Source organism: Paraburkholderia sp. AV2 (assembly GCF_054968425.1).
Map to the genome: position 1 here is coordinate 16,873 of NZ_JBANLK010000023.1, position 17,670 is coordinate 34,542.

At 66.3% G+C, this 17,670-nt stretch carries 15 protein-coding genes; 9 read left to right on the top strand and 6 right to left on the bottom strand.

Annotated elements, in window-relative coordinates; all coding sequences use genetic code 11:
* Positions 1–12 precede the first annotated feature (12 nt).
* The 4 genes from V8683_RS17145 to aroQ all read right to left on the bottom strand — a co-directional run bounded on the left by V8683_RS17145 (position 13) and on the right by aroQ (position 3,533).
* A complete protein-coding gene (locus V8683_RS17145; RefSeq protein WP_411193307.1) occupies positions 13–696 on the bottom strand; it encodes a TetR/AcrR family transcriptional regulator in 684 nt (227 codons plus the stop codon).
* An 87-nt stretch (positions 697–783) separates the two neighbouring features.
* Positions 784–2,151: an MFS transporter gene (locus tag V8683_RS17150; RefSeq protein WP_411193308.1), complete on the bottom strand. Its 1,368-nt coding sequence runs from the start codon at positions 2,149–2,151 to the stop codon at positions 784–786.
* Between the two features lie 42 nt (positions 2,152–2,193).
* A complete protein-coding gene (locus tag V8683_RS17155; RefSeq protein WP_411193309.1) occupies positions 2,194–3,081 on the bottom strand; it encodes a shikimate dehydrogenase in 888 nt (295 codons plus the stop codon).
* On the bottom strand, positions 3,078–3,533 hold the full coding sequence (gene aroQ / locus V8683_RS17160) for a type II 3-dehydroquinate dehydratase (RefSeq protein WP_411193573.1): 456 nt from the start codon (positions 3,531–3,533) through the stop codon (positions 3,078–3,080). Before aroQ ends, V8683_RS17155 begins: the two co-directional genes overlap by 4 nt.
* A gap of 259 nt (positions 3,534–3,792) precedes the next feature.
* Here aroQ and V8683_RS17165 point away from each other — a divergent pair, with 259 nt between their 5' ends.
* Positions 3,793–5,688: a bifunctional sugar phosphate isomerase/epimerase/4-hydroxyphenylpyruvate dioxygenase family protein gene (locus V8683_RS17165; RefSeq protein WP_411193575.1), complete on the top strand. Its 1,896-nt coding sequence runs from the start codon at positions 3,793–3,795 to the stop codon at positions 5,686–5,688.
* A 137-nt stretch (positions 5,689–5,825) separates the two neighbouring features.
* The gene (locus V8683_RS17170) at positions 5,826–7,178 is read left to right on the top strand and encodes a PucR family transcriptional regulator (protein ID WP_411193310.1); all 1,353 of its coding nucleotides are present in this window, start codon (positions 5,826–5,828) and stop codon (positions 7,176–7,178) included.
* A 23-nt stretch (positions 7,179–7,201) separates the two neighbouring features.
* On the opposite strand, the gene V8683_RS17175 is transcribed toward V8683_RS17170, so the two are convergent.
* Complete coding sequence (locus V8683_RS17175) at positions 7,202–8,818, bottom strand: AMP-binding protein (protein WP_411193311.1); 1,617 nt, start codon at positions 8,816–8,818, stop codon at positions 7,202–7,204.
* A 366-nt stretch (positions 8,819–9,184) separates the two neighbouring features.
* Here V8683_RS17175 and V8683_RS17180 point away from each other — a divergent pair, with 366 nt between their 5' ends.
* Together V8683_RS17180 and V8683_RS17185 are read left to right on the top strand one after the other, a co-directional pair.
* Complete coding sequence (locus V8683_RS17180; protein ID WP_411193312.1) at positions 9,185–10,771, top strand: inorganic phosphate transporter; 1,587 nt, start codon at positions 9,185–9,187, stop codon at positions 10,769–10,771.
* Positions 10,772–10,964: 193 nt separating this feature from the next.
* Positions 10,965–11,801, top strand: a complete 837-nt coding sequence (locus tag V8683_RS17185) for an AraC family transcriptional regulator (RefSeq protein ID WP_411193313.1) — start codon at positions 10,965–10,967, stop codon at positions 11,799–11,801.
* A gap of 62 nt (positions 11,802–11,863) precedes the next feature.
* On the opposite strand, the gene V8683_RS17190 is transcribed toward V8683_RS17185, so the two are convergent.
* On the bottom strand, positions 11,864–12,844 hold the full coding sequence (locus V8683_RS17190) for a LysR family transcriptional regulator (RefSeq protein ID WP_411193314.1): 981 nt from the start codon (positions 12,842–12,844) through the stop codon (positions 11,864–11,866).
* Positions 12,845–13,021: 177 nt separating this feature from the next.
* On the opposite strand from V8683_RS17190, the gene aguB reads away from it, so the two are divergent.
* From aguB to V8683_RS17215, 5 genes are all read left to right on the top strand, one after another.
* Positions 13,022–13,882 (top strand): N-carbamoylputrescine amidase, encoded by an 861-nt coding sequence (gene aguB / locus V8683_RS17195; protein ID WP_411193315.1) that lies wholly within the window; start codon positions 13,022–13,024, stop codon positions 13,880–13,882.
* A 148-nt stretch (positions 13,883–14,030) separates the two neighbouring features.
* Complete coding sequence (locus V8683_RS17200) at positions 14,031–14,441, top strand: hypothetical protein (protein ID WP_411193316.1); 411 nt, start codon at positions 14,031–14,033, stop codon at positions 14,439–14,441.
* A gap of 202 nt (positions 14,442–14,643) precedes the next feature.
* Positions 14,644–16,698, top strand: coding sequence for an alkyl/aryl-sulfatase (locus V8683_RS17205; protein ID WP_411193317.1), 2,055 nt, complete (start codon positions 14,644–14,646; stop codon positions 16,696–16,698).
* 9 nt (positions 16,699–16,707) lie between these two features.
* Positions 16,708–17,229 carry a hypothetical protein gene (locus V8683_RS17210; RefSeq protein WP_411193318.1) on the top strand — a complete coding sequence of 174 codons (522 nt, stop codon included), beginning with the start codon at positions 16,708–16,710 and terminating at the stop codon, positions 17,227–17,229.
* Positions 17,230–17,273: 44 nt separating this feature from the next.
* Positions 17,274–17,669 (top strand): hypothetical protein, encoded by a 396-nt coding sequence (locus V8683_RS17215; protein ID WP_411193319.1) that lies wholly within the window; start codon positions 17,274–17,276, stop codon positions 17,667–17,669.
* Position 17,670: the final 1 nt, after the last annotated feature.

A 17,670-nucleotide genomic window follows, 5' to 3' on the forward strand; every position in this document is an offset into this window, starting at 1 on the left:
CGCAGGCCCCGCTCAGTCGCCCTCGCGGCGCGCGAAGCGCAAGACGGCATCCACCACCATCTCGCGATGGCGCGCGCGCAAGCGCGGATGCGAAGGATCGCGCCCGAACGCCGTGCCGAATGTATGGCGATTGCTCACGCGATGGAAGCACAACGAACTGATCAGCAGATGCAGGTCGATCGGATCGACGTCGCTGCGAAACACGCCTGCGGATACGCCGCGCGCGAGCAGATCCTCGATCGTGCGGATCACGCTGGCGTTGCGGTTGCGGAAGGTCTTGAGGCGTTCGAGGTAACGCGCGCCGTGGATATTCTCGATGGTCACGAGCCGCACGAAGTCGCGATGGCGATCGTGGTAGTCGAAGGTGAACTCGACTAGACGGCGCAGGCCCTCGACAGGATCGAGTTCGTCGATACGCAGGTCTTGTTCAAGCGCGCGAATGTCGCCGTAGACCTTGTCGAGCACGGCTTCGTACAGCCCTTCCTTGCTGCCGAAGTAGTAATAGAGCATCCGCTTCGTGGTGTGCGTGCGCTCGGCAATCTGATCCACGCGCGCGCCGGCGAGCCCCATCGCCGAAAATTCGGCGGTCGCCACTTCGAGGATGTTGCGCTTCGTTTCTTCCGGGTCGTACTTGCGCCGGTTCCCGGATGGCGTGTTGTCGTCGTTGCTCTCGGGCGGTGCCGCCGGTCTTGCCATTGTCGTTGCCGCGCACATAGGAAGAGGAAAGGATGCGGGCGATTCTAGCATGGGGCTTGTAGCACACCGGAGCGTGCGACAAGCCGCTCAGAGCTCGATTCGCCGGATATCGCCGACCACGAAAATATACGCCGCCGCGCCCACCAGCGCGATCACGCCGATGAACGCAAGCGCCCAGACGAACGACCCGGTAACGGCCACGATCAGGCCGATCACGAGCGGCGTGACGATGCCCGCCAGGTTCGCCGCGAGGTTGAAAATGCCGCCCGTGAGACCCAGCATGCCCGCCGGCGCGATATCGGAAACCAGCGTCCAGCCCAGCGCGGCCATGCCCTGGGCGAAGAACGCGAGCGAGAGGATCGCGATCACGGCCACGTTGCTCGCCACGAAGTTGGCGAGCACGATCGTCGAGGCGAGCAGCAGACCCGCGATGATCGGCAGCTTGCGCGCCACGTTGGCCGACTTGCCGCGACGCAGGAGCCAGTCCGAAAACGCGCCGCCGAACAGCACGCCGACGGAAGCGGCGATAAACGGCATGATCGCGAAGAAGCCGATCTTGAGCCACGCCATATGGCGTTCGGTGGCGAGATAGGTGGGGAACCAGGTGAGGAAGAACACGAGCGTCGAATTGCCCGCGAACTGGCCGATGCAGATGCCGGCCAACTGGCGCCGGCGCAGCAGCTTGCCTGCCATGCGCCAGTCGAAGCCGCGCCTCGCACCTCGTTTGTTGCCGTCTTTCGCGTCGTGCTGCGCGCCTGCCGGCTGGTGCGCGACGAGCCCGCCGCCCGCCTCGATATAGTCGAGCTCCGCGCGGTTGGCCGCCGGGTGCTCATGCGGCTCGCGATAAAAGCGCCACCACACGAGGCCGAACACGAGCCCGACACCGCCCACCACATAGAATAGCGAGCGCCACCCGAAGGCGCCCATCAGCGCGAACAGGAACGGGCTGAAGAATGCGAGGCCGATATATTCGCCGACCGTATACGTGCCGGTCGCGAAGGCGCGCTCGCTCTGCGGAAACCACGTCGCCACGACGCGGCTGTTGGTCGGAAAACACGGCGACTCGGCCGCGCCCAGACCCAGCCGGCAGGCGAAGAGCGCACCCACTCCCGTAATGAAGCCTTGCACGAGTGTGCACATCGACCACAGCGTCATCGAAAGAAAGTAGGTGAACTTACTGCCGAAGCGGTCGAGGAACACGCCGCCCGGCACCTGCGCTACCACATAGCTCCACGAGAACGCGGAAAAGACGAGCCCCATGAGCGCCGCGTCGATGCCGAGCTCCTTCGTGAGCTGCGGCGCCGCGATGCCGAGCACCGTGCGGTCGAGATAGTTGATCATCGTGCCCACGGCAAGCAGCGCGAGGATGCGGTAACGCGCGCGCGAACGCCGCGCGGAGCCCTCGGCCGAGGTGGCGGGCATTGCCGGCGGATCGGCGGATAACGGAGGTGCCATGTCTCTTCCCTATCTCTCAGGTTCTGTTCGACGCCCGCCGCCTTACCGGCCGGCGTCTTTTGCAAGCAGCGACTCGAGATGCGCGTACATGCGCTCCGCGTCCGGCTCGACGCCGGTGAAGTGCTCGAATGCCTCGGCGGCCTGATACACGGCCATCCCGCCGCCGCTCAGCGTACGGCAGCCCAGCGCCGCGGCGGCTTCGAGCAGCGCCGTGCGAATCGGGAAGTACACGACGTCCGCCACCCACAGGCCCGCATGCAGATATTCCGCCGGCAGCGGCATGCCCGGCAGCTTCGCCATGCCTGTGGGCGTGGCGTGAATGAGCCCGGTGGCCGATCGCAGCGTCGCGGCAAGGTCGCCTCCCGCCGTGACGCGCGCCGTGGGAAAACGCGCCTGCAGTTCGCGGGCGAGGGCCTCGGCGCGTGCGGGGTCGACGTCGAATAGTGTCAGCGCGCGCGCGCCCATCGTCAGCGCCGCGTGCGCGACGGCCGCGCCCGCGCCGCCCGCGCCAAGCTGAACCACGGCTTCGAGCGACACATCGGGCAGCCCGCGCCGGAACGAGCGCGCGAAACCCGACCAGTCGGTGTTGTGGCCAATGCGCTTGCCGTCGCGAAACAACACGGTGTTCACGGCGCCGAGCGCGCGCGCGTCGTCGGAAAGTTCGTCGAGCAGCGGGATCGCCGCCTGCTTGCACGGGTAGGTGATATTGAGCCCGTCGAAGCCCATGCGCTGCGCCGCGAGCAGCAGCTCGGGCAGCGCGGCGGGCGCGAGGCCGAGCGCTTCCAGATCGATGCGCCGGTAGACATAGTTGAAGCCAAGCTCGCGCCCTTCCCGCTCATGCATGGCCGGGCTCAGCGAGCCGCCGATGCCCGAGCCGATCAGCCCGACCAGGATCGAGCGCGCACATTCTGCCGGAATCGCCGCGCTCATGACATCACCTCGTTCGCGAGCAGGACCGCCATGCGTTCCAGCGCAAGCACATAGCCCTGGGTCCCGCAGCCCACGATGATGCCGGCCGCGATCGACGAGACGAACGAATGGTGACGAAACGCCTCGCGCTTGTGCACGTTCGAGATGTGGACCTCGATGATGGGCTTGTCGATCGCGCTGAGCGCGTCGGCCAGCGCCACCGACGTATGGGTCAGCGCGGCAGGATTGATGACGATGCCGTCCACGCGCGTGCGCGCTTCATGGAGCCAGTCGATGAGCTGATGCTCGGCGTTCGACTGCTGGAAATCGAGCGCGAGCCCAAGGCGCGCCGCCGCTTCGCGGCACAGCCCGGCAACGTCATCCAATGTTTCATAACCATAGACCGCGGGTTCCCGCGTACCGAGCAGATTCAGGTTCGGCCCGTTCAGGACCAGCACCGAAGGCATTCCCATCATTCACACTCCACGACGACACAACAACACGCTGGCGGCGGCGGTGGCCTTAACGACCTGGTACAAACAGGCAAGGCACCACCGGATGGCCGCAAGTGTGCGCCCGGAAAGCCTTGAACGTCACCTGGGGTTTTCGAGAATTTGTACTAACTAGTTAGTTTTATTATGATGCACACACTCCGGCGGCGCATTGCGCATGCCGTCCCGCACCCACGCCGCCGCCATTGCCATGCCCAACGCCTCCCCTGCTCACGCGCCCCTGCGCCGCTCGATCGCCACGGTTTCCATCAGCGGCACGCTTGCCGAAAAGCTCGCGGCCATCCGCGCGGCAGGCTTTGGCGCGGTCGAGATCTTCGAGAACGATTTGCTGTATTTCGAAGGGTCGCCCGCCGACGTGCGGCGGATGGCGGACGATCTCGGGCTCGAAATCGTGCTCTATCAGCCGTTTCGCGATTTCGAAGGCGTGAGCGCGGAGCGTCTCGCGCGCAATCTCGAACGCGTGAAGCGCAAGTTCGACGTCATGCATCAGCTCGGCACCGACCGGCTGCTGGTCTGCAGCAACGTCGCGCCCGACACGCTGTGCGACGACGGTGTCTGCGCCGCTCAACTGGCGCAACTGGCCGGGGCGGCCGAAGCGGCCGGCGTCACGGTGTGCTACGAAGCCCTCGCGTGGGGCCGCCACGTGCGCACCTACCGGCACGCGTGGCAACTCGTGGAAGCGGTGAATCATCCGCGGCTGACGCTCGCGCTCGACAGCTTCCATACGCTGTCGCTGGGCGACACGCCGGACGCCATCGCGGCGATTCCGGGCGAGCGCATCGGCTTCGTGCAGATTGCCGACGCGCCGAAGATGAATATGGACGTGCTCGAATGGAGCCGCCATTACCGCTGCTTTCCGGGCCAGGGCGACTTCGCGCTCGCGGATTTCACGGCGCAAGTGGTGAAAAGCGGTTATCGCGGCCCGCTGTCGCTCGAAATCTTCAACGACGGCTTTCGCGGCGCGCCGCCTGCCGCAACGGCCGCCGACGGGCATCGCTCGCTGCTGCTGCTCGAAGAAGCGACGCGCGAAGCGCTGGGTGCGGCCAGCGGCGCCGCGCCCCTCTTGTTCGCTCCCCCGGCCGCGCCCGAGCGCGCGCAGTGGCAATTCCTCGAATTCGCCGTGGACAGCCCCTCGCGCGAGCGCGTGGCCGACTGGCTCGGCAAGCTGCATTTCCGGCGCGCGGGCCAGCACCGCTCGAAGGACGTGACGCTCTACCAGCACGGCTCGGCTGCGATCGTGCTCAATGCAGAGCCCGACTCGTTCGCCAACGCGTTCTTTCAGCACCATGGCCTGTCGCTCTGCGCATCGGCGTTCCGGGTGGACGACGCCGCGCTCGCGCGCGAACGCGCGGCGCGCTTCGGCTATGCGCCGTTCTCCAGCCGCGTCGGTCCGAACGAGCGCGTGGTGCCCGCGGTCCAGGCACCGGACGGCAGCCTCGACTATTTCGTGAGCGAAAGCCCCAATGCGCCAACGCTGTTCGAAGCGGACTTCACGTTGACCGACATCGACGGCCCCTCCGAGGTCGGGCCGATCACGGGCATCGACCACATCGGCCTTTCGCTGCCAGCCGGATCGTTCGATGCGTGGGTGCTGTTCCTGAAAAGCGTCTTCGGACTCGAAGCCAGCCCGGCCGTGCTCGTGCCGGACCCCTACGGGCTCGTGCGCAGCCGTGCGCTGTTCAGCGCGGACCGCGCGCTGCGCATCGTGCTCAACGCCTCGGTCGACCAGCACACGGCCGCGGCCGCTACCGTGCGCGCCTATCACGGCTCCGGCCTGAACCACGTGGCGTTCGCCACCGGCGACATCTTCCGCGCGGTCTGCGCGTTCGAGGCCTCCGGCGTGCCGCTGCTGCGCGTGCCGGCGAACTACTACGACGATCTCGAAGCGCGCCACGCACTGCCGGCCGCGTTCCTCGAAGCGCTCCAGCAGCACAATCTGCTCTACGACCGCGACGAGCGCGGCGGCGAGTTCCTGCACGCATACACCGAAACGCTCGACCAGCGCTTCTTCCTGGAGGTGGTGGAGCGGCGCGGCGGCTACGACGGCTACGGCGCGTCCAACGCCGCCGTGCGCCTCGCCGCCCAGGCCCGCCAGCGCGCGGCGGCCTCGCGCTGAGCCAGGCAGCGGCCGGTCCCGCCCGGTCCGCCAGCGGACCGGCGGCGGACCGGCGGCGAGGCGGAAGCCAGGCAGACGGCAAAACACCCAATCGACGGCAAGGCGATTTCGCGCATACACTTTTCGCCTTTCGTCTCTTGCGCCCCCGCGCCCTGCCCGACGTGCTGCCTCCCGTACCCCGCATCAGCCCCCGCCTGCGCGCGAAGCTGCAGGCAGCGCTGGCCGACAACCCGTCGAGCGCCGTCGAACGCACCTTTGCGGCGCTGATGGAACTCGAAGGCTACAGCGGGCTCACGTCCGCCATCCGCAAGGACATCTTCGCCTCGATCACGCTCTCGGCAAATCTCTGGTTCTCTTGCCTGTTCTCGGGCGAAACGCCTTCGGCCGAGATGATGGACCGCATCGAGGACTATGCGCGCCGCCGCGTGCATCAGCACGTGCCGCTGCAGTCGTTCATGCGCGCGTTCCAGCTCGGCGCGCGCGAGCTCTGGCGCGTGTGCACCGACCTCGCCCGCAGCGACCGCATGCTCGTGAGCGAGCTGCTGTTCGACATCTCGCCATACCTGCTCGATTATTTCGACGCGATGACCCAGCACATCGCCGCAGCCTACCTCGCCGAGCAGTACCAGCAGGCACGCTGGCGCGGCTCGCTGCTGCACCAGCTCTACGGCCTCGTCTTCCACACGCCCGACGACACGGAGCGCTTTCGCGAGACCGTCGAAGCGCTGGGACTCGACGCCACCCTGCCGCGCATCGCGCTCGCCATCGATCTCGACCTGCGCGACTACCCGCTTTCGGCCCGCGACGACGCGCTCGACCGCTTCACGCTCGCCGCCGCGCGCCACCTGGAGGTCAAGCTCGACGCACTCCTGCGCGTGTGGCATCGCGAGCGGCTCGTGCTGTGGGTGCCGTGCGCGCGCGGCGATTCGCTCACGCGCAACGACCAGGCCGTGGCTGCGCGCGCGTCCGCGCTCGCGCGGGCCGAACCGCGCGTGCGCAGCATCGGCCTCGGTCTCATGAACGAAGGCGCGCGCGGCTGGGCTGCTTCGGTGGACGAAGCATTTCGGGCCGTCGATTTCGCGCCGCACGAAGGCGACGTGCACCGGTATTCGTCGATCGCGATCGAGGAAAGCGTGCGCAGCAGCGGCAACGTGCTGCGCTATCTGGTGTCGCTCGCCGAACTGCTCGCGGGCGAATCCGATCTGCTCGCCACGCTGCAAATGTATTTCGCGCACGGCCAGCGCCGCCGCCAGGCCGCCGAGGCGCTGGGCGTGCATCCGAATACGCTCGACTACCGGCTCGAACGGATCGAAACGCTGCTCGGCGCGAAGCTGGACGACGCGGACTGGATTGCCCGGCTCGACGTCGCCCTGAAGCTGTACGGCGCGGCGCAGACGGGCCATGCCGCCGCTCGCGCGAAGAAGACCGCCGGCGCAGGCAAAACGCGCACGCCGACAAGGAAGGCGGGCAAGAAAGCGGGGGCAGGCTAGCCGGCGCGCCCGCCCCGATGGCGTTAGCTCAGCGTGCGCAGTTCGCGCCGCAGAATCTTGCCGACCGTGGATTTCGGCAGCGCCTCCACGAAGCTCACGAGGCGCGGCACCTTGTAAGCGGCGAGCTGCGAGCGGCAGTAAGCGATCACCGCATCCTCGTTCAGCACGGCATTCGGGCACGCCACCACGAACACTTTCACGGCCTCGCCGGTGCGCTCGTCGGGCACGCCGATGCACGCGCACTCCGCCACGCCCGCCATCGCGGTCACGACGGCCTCGACCTCGTTCGGATACACGTTGAAGCCCGAGACCAGGATCATGTCCTTGGAACGGTCGACGATGCGCAGGAAGCCTTGCTTGTCGATCGCGCCTACGTCGCCGGTCCGAAAGTAGCCGTCGGCGGTGAACGCCGTGTGCGTGGCTTCCGGCTGATTCCAGTAGCCCTTCATGACCTGCGGTCCCTTCACGCAGATCTCGCCGGTCCCGCCGGGCGCGGCCTCCACCCCGTCGTTGACCAGCTTGACGTGGGTCGACGGCACGGGCAAACCGGCCGTGCCCGTGAAGCGATCCACCGAGCCGGGATTGAACGACACCACCGGGCTCGTTTCCGAAAGGCCATAGCCTTCCCGGATGAAAGTGCCCGTGACCGCCTCCCAGCGCGCGGAAACGGCGGGCATGGTCGCGGCGCCGCCGCCGCCCGCGAGACGCAGTCGCGAGAAGTCGACCTCGCCGATGCGCGGATGCCCGGCAAGCCCTGCATAGAGCGTGTTGACGCCCATGAAGGTCGTGGGACGGGCGGCCTTGAAGATGTCGATGAGGCTGTCGAGGTTGCGCGGGTTCGCGACGAGCCAGTTCTCGGCGCCGATCGAGAAGCTCACGATCAGATTCACGGTCAGCGCGAAGATGTGATACAGCGGCAGCGCCGTGACGATCACCTCGTCGTCTTCGCCGAGCAGCCCCGGCATGAAGGCCTTGAACTGCGCGACGTTGGCGACGAGGTTGCGGTGCGTGAGCAGCGCGCCCTTCGAAAGCCCCGTGGTGCCGCCGGTGTACTGGAGGAAAAGCGCGTCGTCGCCCGTCAGCTCGACAGGATCGAGCGGCAGGCCTGCGCCTTCGGCAAGCGCCTGCGCGAAAGTCGCGGCGGCGCCTTCAGGTGCGACCGCAGGTGCTGTGAAGCCGTCCAGCGCGCCGGCCACGAGCACGGTCTTCAGCGCCGTCTTTTCCTTCACCGCGCCCACGGTCGGGAGCGCGCCCTCGAAGACCACGATGGTCTCGACGCCCGCATCGTTCAACTGATGCTCGAGTTCGCGCGCCGTGTAGAGCGGGTTGACATTGACCTGCACGGCGCCCGCGCGAACGATGCCAAGGAGTGCGATGGGAAACGCCACGAGGTTCGGCATCATCACCGCCACGCGGTCGCCCTTCCTCACGCCCAGCCGCTGCTGCAGATACGCGGCGAAGTCGCGAGAGAGCCGGTCCACGTCCGCATAGGTCAGCGTGTGTTCGCCCACGCGGAATGCGGGGCGTGCGGCGAAGCGGCGCAAGGCGTCGTCGAACAGGTGGGCGAGCGACGGGTAAACGTCGGGATCGATTTCAGCGGGAATGCTGCCGTAACTGGCCAGCCAGGGGGCTTCGGACACGTGCTCCTCCATGTTTCACAAGGCGCGCCCGCAATGCGGCGCGAAGGCGGCGTCTTTTCACCGCTCTGAGGCTCCCATGCTACGGCGGAGTTCGCGCCGCGGGAACTGGGAAACCGGACAGGTCGATTGTGACAAATCACAAAACCCGCGTCCGCCGGCCCGCCCTGTTCGGGTGCACGCGCACCCCGTTCGTTGCCGCCTTCTATGAGACACTGACTCGGCTCCACAGACCCGCTTCAAGGTCTCGCGAGTCCGACACGCCTGCGCCGTCGTGCCAGTTTGCAAACGATGCGCGAGGGTCGCGCGACCTGCCTGTCCCCGCTTCAACGTCGCGCGCCAGCCACCGCTTCCCGACCGGGCACCGCCATGCCGGACATACCCTTACCCCAGCCGCGCGCGGCACACCGCAGCGGCCTCGCCTTCGGCCTGTTCGCCGCCGTCATCCTCGTGGGCGCGATCTACGTCGTACAGCATGTGGTCATCGATCTAAGCGGCGTGCGCGAAAGCTCGGCGCTGCCCTTCGTGCTGCTCGGCCTCGCCCTCCTCATCGCGCTCGGCTTCGAGTTCGTCAACGGCTTTCACGATACCGCGAATGCGGTCGCCACCGTCATCTATACGAACTCGCTCGATCCGCACCTCGCCGTGGTGTGGTCGGGCGCGTGGAATTTCCTCGGCGTGCTGGTCTCGAGCGGCGCCGTGGCGTTCGGCATCCTGCAACTGCTGCCCGTCGAGCTGATCCTCACGGTGGGCAGCCACGCCGGCTTCGCGATGGTCTTCGCACTCCTCATCGCGGCCATCGTCTGGAACCTCGGCACCTGGTACCTGGGCCTGCCGTCATCCAGTTCGCATACGCTGGTCGGCTCGATCATCGGCGTGGGCGTCATGAACCCGTTCATCAGCGGGCCCTCCGGCACGAGCGGCGTGGACTGGAGCCAGGCGATCGGCGTAGGCAAGGCGCTGCTGTTCTCGCCGGTGGTCGGCTTCGTGCTTTCCGCCCTGCTGCTCGTCGTCCTCAAAGCCGTGGTGCGCGTCCCCAGGCTCTACCAGGAACCGGAGGGCAAAAAACCGCCGCCACTCTGGATCCGCGCGCTCCTGATCCTCACCTGCACGGGCGTCTCGTTCGCGCACGGCTCGAACGACGGCCAGAAAGGCATGGGGCTCATCATGCTGATCCTGATCGGCGTGGTACCCACGGCCTACGCGCTCAACAAGGCCGTCACGCCCGCCGAGACCGCCGCCTTCGTGAGCGTCGCGCACCACGCCTCCGCCACGCTCGGGAAGTACACGCAAGACACGCATGGCGCCCAGCCCGACAATCCGCGCGCGGCGGTCGAAGCCTATGTCCGCACCCGCCGGCTCGAACCCGCTACGCTTCCCGCACTGCGCCAGCTCACCGAGGCCATCGCCGACCAGGCCAGCGCCTCGGGCTCGATGGCGGCAGTGCCGCAGTCGATGGTCGATAACGTGCGCAACAACATGTATGTTGCCTCCGAGGCGATTCGTCTGATGACGAGGTCGAACACGCCTGCCTTCACCCCCGCAGACCTCGAGACAATGAATGCGTTCCGCCAGCAGATGGATCACGCCACCAAGTTCATTCCGACCTGGGTGAAGGTGGCCGTGGCGATGGCGCTCGGGCTTGGCACCATGGTGGGCTGGAAGCGCATTGTCGTGACGGTGGGCGAGAAGATCGGCAAGGCACACCTGACCTATGGGCAGGGCGCCTCGGCGGAGGCGGTGGCAATGCTCACCATCGGCATGGCCGACGTCTACGGCCTGCCCGTCTCCACGACGCACGTGCTCGCCTCGGGCGTGGCAGGCACGATGGCCGCCAACGGCTCCGGCCTGCAGTGGGTCACCGTGCGCAATCTCGTGCTGGCCTGGGTGCTGACGCTGCCCGCTTCGATTGCTTTGTCGGCAGGGCTTTATTGGGTCTTCAGGCAGGTGTTCTGAGGCGCGGGCGCGTGCCCCGGAGGCCGCCCAGTCTTACCCGCTCGCGACAGGGCGGACAAAAGCGCGGCGCACCGCGCCTTTCGTCTCATTTGCGTGGCGGGTCAGGCATGCCCGCGCTTTCGGCTCGCGGCCAAACCGTGCTAGCGTAGCCGTTGCCGCCACGCATCCGCCCATCTTTTGTCAGGAGACCCTCATGCCTCAAGCCGCGCCCCCCGTACTCGGCGACGAGCCCGGACGCGGTCACGCCCTTGCGCGCCATTATCCGCGTGGTCTGCACATCGAGCCGCATTCGCACACGTGGGCGCAGATGCTCTATGCGGTAGCCGGGGTGATGTGGGTAGAGATCGGCCGCGAAGCGCTGGTCGTACCGCCGCAACGCGCGGTATGGCTGCCGCCCGACACGCTGCATGCCATCCACATGATGAGCGCTGTCGAGATGCGCAATCTCTATCTGCACGGCGAAAACATCGGCCACTTGTCCCCGCAGTGCGAAGTCTTCGAGATCAACGGCCTGTTGCGCGAACTCATCAAGACCATCGCCGAACGTGACAGCGGCGAAGGCAGCGAGGGCAACGACAGCGCGTGGCTCGAAACCGCGTACCGGCTGGCCGCCATGGAGCTGGCCCATGCGCCGCGCTACACGCTGCGCGTGCCGTTGCCCGACGCATCGGACCGGCGGCTCGACATGCTGTGCCGCGCCGTGATCGACAACCCCTCCGTGGATATCGGCTTCGAGCAGCACGCGGCCAACGTGGGCGCGAGCGTGCGCACGCTCGCGCGTCTTTTCTCGCGCGAGCTGGGTATGGGGTTCGCGGAGTGGCGCCGCCAGGTGCAACTGGCGATTGCCGTCTCGCGGCTCGCCCAGGGGCAGCCGGTGAGCGCCGTCGCGCGCCAGTTCGGCTATCTGCCGAGCAGCTTCAGCGACATGTTCCGGCGCGAACTGGGTGTACCGCCCAGCGAATTCCGTCCGGATGCCACGCTCGGCCAGGCGGGAGAGGAAGGCGAACAGGCGGACGTTGCGCAGCGCTGACACCGTCTCTGCGCCGCCGCGCCAGGAAGGGCCGGCCCCTCCGCGAAGCGCCATGCACTTCGTTACCGTATGGCCCCGACCGACGCCGCCATCGTGGCCTCCATCACGGCCGCCACGCGCGCTTCGTCGTCGGCGAGCCGCGCCTGCAGCATCTCGATCAGCCTCAGGACTTTCGTCGAGCCGCGCCGGCTCACGGGATACACCGCGCAGACCCGGTCCTCGCCGAAGCAAGGACAACTGAATACCCAGTCGGCCAGCAGCGGCACGAGCGCGCCGCGCTCGATCTCCGGCACGACGCTCCAGTAAAGACACGGCAGAATGCCGGCCCCGCCGATCGCCGCCGCGCGTGCGAGATCGTAGCTGTCCGTGACGATCGAACCGCGCGGCTCGATCGCCGCCGCCTCTTGCAGGGCACCTTCGCGCGCGAAATGCCAAACGCTCGAAAGCGCCGGATGCCGGTAGGCAATGCACGCATGGCGCGCCAGATCGTGCGGCGAAGCGGGCACGCCGCGCTGCGCCAGGTACGCCGGACTCGCGCAGAGCAGGCTGCGATTCGATCCGATGGGCTTCACGATCTGGCTCGGCAGATCGTAATTGCCCATGCGCAGCGCAAGATCGAAGCCCTCGCCGACAATGTCGACGTAGCGGTCCGAGAGCGCGATGTCGAGCTGAACGCGCGGAAAGGCCTGACCGAACCGCGCGACGAGCGGCGCAAGCACCGCCTGGCCGAACGAATGGGCGGCCGTGACGCGCAGCGGGCCGCGCGGCTCGTCATCGTGCTCGGAGAGCTGCCGCGCGCCATCCGCGAGACGCTGCAGGACTTCGTTGGCCGTCGCGAGATAGAGCCGGCCCGCCTCGGTCAGCGCGAGCGTGCGCGTGGTGCGCTCGAAGAGGCGCACGCCAAGCGTGGACTCAAGACCGGCGATGGTTTTCGTCACGGCCGAGGGCGTTTTGTCGAGACGGCGCGCCGCGCCGCTCAGGCTGCCCTCCTCGACGGCGCAGACGAAGGTTTCGATGGCAACGAACAGATCGATGCGGGACATGACGACCCTAAGCTCCCCGAATATTTCCTTTGAGGCACGAGAGATAGGCGAAACAGGCAAAAAACCGCTCGTGTTTATTGAATTATTATCACAATCAACGCGCCCGAACCATCCGGACGATCCGCAACGACGTAGAACGCCAAACGCGGCCGCGCAGGCCGCATGAGAGAGAAGACAATGAGAAAGGTCGTGGTGGCCGCCACGCAGATGGCGGCAAGCTGGGATATCGAGGCGAATCTGGCGCGGGCGGAAGAAACCGTGCGCGAAGCGGCGCGCGCCGGCGCGCAGATCGTCCTGTTGCAGGAGCTGTTCGAAACGCCGTACTTCTGCATCGACCAGAACCCCGCGCACCTCGCGCTCGCCCAGCCCTACGAGAACCATCCGTGGCTTGGGCGATTTGCGGCGCTCGCGCGCGAACTCTCCGTCGTGCTGCCCGTGAGCTTCTTCGAGCGGGCAGGTCAGACCCAGTTCAATTCGATCGCGATCTTCGACGCCGACGGCGCGGCACTCGGGGTCTATCGCAAGACGCATATTCCCGACGGCCCCGGCTACACCGAAAAATACTATTTCACGCCGGGCGATACGGGCTTCAAGGTCTGGGACACGGCGTACGGACGCATCGGCGTCGGCATCTGCTGGGACCAGTGGTTCCCCGAATGCGCACGCGCCATGGCGCTCGCCGGCGCGGAAATCCTCTTCTATCCCACGGCGATCGGCAGCGAACCGCACGACACTTCCATCGATTCGCGCACGCACTGGCAGAACGTGCAGCGCGGTCACGCCGCTGCGAACGTGATGCCGCTCGTGGCCAGCAACCGCATCGGCATCGAAACCGGCGAGACGGGCGCGATCACGTTCTATGGCAGCTCGTTTATCGCGGGACCGGACGGCGAGAAGATCGCCGAATGCAATCGCACGGAGGCGGCGATCCTCACCGCCGAGTTCGATCTCGACGCGCTCGCGGCGAAACGGCGCGCGTGGGGCGTGTTCCGCGACCGGCGGCCCGCGTGCTATGGCGCGCTGACCACGCAGGGATAAAAGCCGCGCCTGAAGATGGACCGGCGCAAGGCGCTTTCGTCAGGCACGGCGAAGCCGTGTTTGCCTTGTTGCGCAGGTCCTCCGGAACCCGAATGCTAGACTGCAGACGTCCCCCTCTGCGACGCTCTTCGAGTTACGGGAAACGGTCATGCCGTACCACGCCTCAACCGGAAGCACCGCAAGCCAACGCCTCCTCGCGGTCCTCGGGGCGCTGCTGCTCGTCTGCGCACCGTTGCCGGCCGCTTTGGCCGACACCGGCCTTCTGCACGGCACGCCGCTCGAAAAACTCGACCGGCCTGACCTCGACGCGCTCGAAAGCACGGTGCTGGTCGTACTGAACACGAGAAACGACGGGGAAACGAGCCGGTGGACCAATAACGGTTCGGACAACCGGGCCGTAGTCAACGCGACGCTCACCCCCGAAGGCACCGCGATCAAACATCGCAGAACCTGCAGGTTCGTCGCCATCACGGTCACGACTGTCGGCAAGACGGGCCGGCTGCGTCCGCAATACTGCCGGACCGGCGACGCTCCCTGGGAGCGCCAGAAGGCGGGGTGAATCCGCTGGCGCCCCGGATCCTTCCGTTGCCCTTCGGGGCAAGCGCGTTGCCCAAACTCCCTATAGTTTCGCGTCGGTCGCTATGAGAAAACGACCGCTATCGGCAATCGATCATGGAGCGCGCGGCCAAAGCCCACGCGCTCAGCCCGGTTTGTTCGTCGGGCGTTGATCAAACGTCGTTATCAAACACCTGGAGGTGGTCGTGTCCCAACCCGAAGATCCAGCAAAGACCAGCGGCCGCAGAACCTTTCTGAAGAACGTTGCCGTCGCCGGCGTGGCGAGCGGTCTGTCCGGCGTCGTGGGCGAGGCGTTGGCGCAGTCGGACACGCCCGCGACGCCCACCAGCCCGCATGCGAAGCCCGCAACGCGCGCAACGACCGCGTTGAACCAGCAGTACGCGGACTTCTTCTCCTTCGCGGACGCCCAGGATTTCGAGGACGCGAAGCGCGGCCTCGTGGCCACGCTTCCCGAACCGGTCATCATCAAGGGGCAAGACGATATCCCGGCGTGGAATCTCCAGCAGTTCGCCTTCGTGAACGGCGGCCCCGAAAACAACGCGCCACCCACGGTCAATCCAAGCCTCTGGCGCAACGCCAAGCTGAACATGAACCACGGCCTCTTCACGGTGGTCGACGGCATCTGGCAGGTGCGGGGCTACGACCTCTCCGTGATGAGCATCATCCGCGGCGATCAGGGTTATATCGTCGTCGACCCGTTCATCACGACCGAGGTCTCCTCCACGGTCTGGAAGCAGCTCGTGATCCCGCATCTCGGCGACAAGCCGATTACCCACGTCGTCTATACGCACAGTCACGTGGACCACTACGGCGGAGTACGCGGCCTCGTCAGCGACGAAGACCTGCAGTCGGGCAAGGTGAAGATCGTGGCGCCCGTCGGCTTTACCGAGGCGGCCGTCGGCGAGAATGTCATCGCCGGCAACGCAATGGGACGCCGCGCAAGCTACATGTACGGGTCGCTGCTGCCGCGCAACGCCATGGGCATCGTGGACGGCGGCCTCGGCAAGACGACGTCGGTCGGCACCATCACGTTGGCTATCCCGACGATGTACGCCGAAAAGACCGGGCAGAAGATGACGCTCGACGGCGTGGAGATCGTGGTGCTGATGGCGCCGGAATCCGAGGCGCCTGCCGAATTCATGTTTTATCTGCCGCAGTACAAGGCATTCTGCGCGGCAGAAGACGTTACGCACACGCTCCACAATCTCTATACGCTGCGCGGCGCCAAGATGCGTGACGGACTGCTCTGGTCGAAATACATCCAGGCGTCGATCGACATGTTCGGCGACGACACACAAGTCCTGTTCGCTTCGCACTACTGGCCGACCTGGGGCAATGACCGGATTATTGCCTTCCTGCGTGCGCAGCGCGACATGTACCGCTATCTGCACGATCAGACGATGCGCCTGTCCAACCAGGGGCTCACGCCGCTCGAGATCGGCGAAGTCATGCGCTTGCCGGACAGTCTTGCGAAACATTGGTACTGCCGAAGTTACTACGGCACGGTGTACCACGACGCGGTGGCCCAGTACAACCTGCGTCTCGGCTTCTTCGATGGCGTGCCCGCCAACCTGCATCGCCTGCCTCCCACGGAGGCCGGCAAACGCTATGTCGAGTTCATGGGGGGATCCTCCGCGATCCTGAAAAGAGCGCACGAGTACTACGACAAGGGCGACTATCGCTGGGTCGCTGAAGTCGTGAACCACGCGGTATTTGCCGACCCCCAGAACACTGCGGCCAAACAACTGCTGGCCGACGCCTACGAGCAGTTGGGCTACCAGTCGGAGTCGGCGCCGTGGCGCAACTTCTATCTCACGGGAGCGATGGAACTGCGCGATGGCGTCAGAAAACTTCCTGCGCCGAACCCGCAGAGCCCCGACACCATCCAGGCGATGCCGCTCGACATGTTCCTCGACTATCTCGGGATACGCCTGAATCCCGAACGCGCCGCCGGAAAGGCCGTGAGCTTCAATCTCACGCTGACCGATACGAAGGAAGTTCGCCTTCTGGGTGTCGAGAACAGCGCATTGCACTACACGGCCGGCAAGACTTCGGGCACGGCGGATGCCTCGGTCACCATGAAACGCTCGGACCTGAACGACATCATGATGGGCAAGACCAACATGCAGAAACTCGTGATGGCCGGCAACGTGAAGATCGACGGTAACAGCCAGTCACTCGGCGAGTTCGTTTCCTGGCTCGATAACTTCGAGTTCTGGTTCAATATCGTCACGCCATGAGGTGCGGATATGTGCGCCATCTGTAACTTCAGGATCGACTTCGGCGTCGGCCATCCTCTCGCGCTCAGCGTGGCGGTGGCGACCCGAAAAGCAATCGAATACGGACTCGTCGAGCCTTTGGAAGACACGGAGGGCGCGCTTTCCGCGGCCCGGATGCGCCTGTCCTCCGTCGACGCGCTGAATCTGCTGCAGGCGCGCATTGAAGCCGCTCACAGCGAAGCGGCGCTGCTGGACCTGCCGGACTTCTACGTACTGCTCATCGAGAACGACACGTGGGGATTCTTCCACGCAACGACGGAAGGCTTCGACCCGGACGTCGTTCCCGAAATGCCCGACGTTACGGCCACGGACGAAGCAAAGCGGAGCAACATTCTCATCCTCTCCGAGGCCGCCCTGCGCGCCTGGCTCGATGGGCGCTTCCACACGGAGACCGCCTGGGGCGATTCGCTCTTCGTCGTCGACGCGCCCCCAGGTCCGGCCGCCGCGCTGACGCAAATGCTGGCGACGGCCGAGGCCGGCGTGGCTGCCTGACCGGGCCGCCGACCTTCAATGCTTGCCGCCAAGAGGAAACGTCCATGCCGTTTCGTGCTTCGCTCAACAGCGCCGCGGGCGCGCTGACCGGTATCGCGCTCGCCGCCTGCACCTGCTCCGTCTTTGCAGCAAACCTGGGATTCCTGAACGACACGCCGCTCAGCTATATGACCCAGCGCGACATCGACTCGGCAAAACAAGCCGTGGTGGAAGCATTGAACACCCGACACGATGGCGAAGCGGCGCAGTGGAAGAACAGCGGTCTCGGCAACAGCGTCGCCGTCGACGCCACGATCACGCCCGGCGGCACGGTCACGAAGGACAGCCGAACCTGCCGGACCGTCGCCGTGGTACTGAACGCCAAAGGCCAGTCGCTCAACCTGCACCCGCAATACTGCCGGTCAGGCAGCGACCAATGGGTGCTCCAGAAGCGGAATTGAT

Bases quoted from the DNA above. Each gene is read 5' to 3' on its own strand.
- V8683_RS17145 (WP_411193307.1), bottom strand. From the start codon at position 696: ATGGCAAGACCGGCGGCACCGCCCGAGAGCAACGACGACAACACGCCA.
- V8683_RS17150 (WP_411193308.1), bottom strand. From the start codon at position 2,151: ATGGCACCTCCGTTATCCGCCGATCCGCCGGCAATGCCCGCCACCTCG.
- V8683_RS17155 (WP_411193309.1), bottom strand. From the start codon at position 3,081: ATGAGCGCGGCGATTCCGGCAGAATGTGCGCGCTCGATCCTGGTCGGG.
- aroQ (WP_411193573.1), bottom strand. From the start codon at position 3,533: ATGGGAATGCCTTCGGTGCTGGTCCTGAACGGGCCGAACCTGAATCTG.
- V8683_RS17180 (WP_411193312.1), top strand. From the start codon at position 9,185: ATGCCGGACATACCCTTACCCCAGCCGCGCGCGGCACACCGCAGCGGC.
- V8683_RS17185 (WP_411193313.1), top strand. From the start codon at position 10,965: ATGCCTCAAGCCGCGCCCCCCGTACTCGGCGACGAGCCCGGACGCGGT.
- V8683_RS17190 (WP_411193314.1), bottom strand. From the start codon at position 12,844: ATGTCCCGCATCGATCTGTTCGTTGCCATCGAAACCTTCGTCTGCGCC.
- aguB (WP_411193315.1), top strand. From the start codon at position 13,022: ATGAGAAAGGTCGTGGTGGCCGCCACGCAGATGGCGGCAAGCTGGGAT.
- V8683_RS17200 (WP_411193316.1), top strand. From the start codon at position 14,031: ATGCCGTACCACGCCTCAACCGGAAGCACCGCAAGCCAACGCCTCCTC.
- V8683_RS17210 (WP_411193318.1), top strand. From the start codon at position 16,708: ATGTGCGCCATCTGTAACTTCAGGATCGACTTCGGCGTCGGCCATCCT.
- V8683_RS17215 (WP_411193319.1), top strand. From the start codon at position 17,274: ATGCCGTTTCGTGCTTCGCTCAACAGCGCCGCGGGCGCGCTGACCGGT.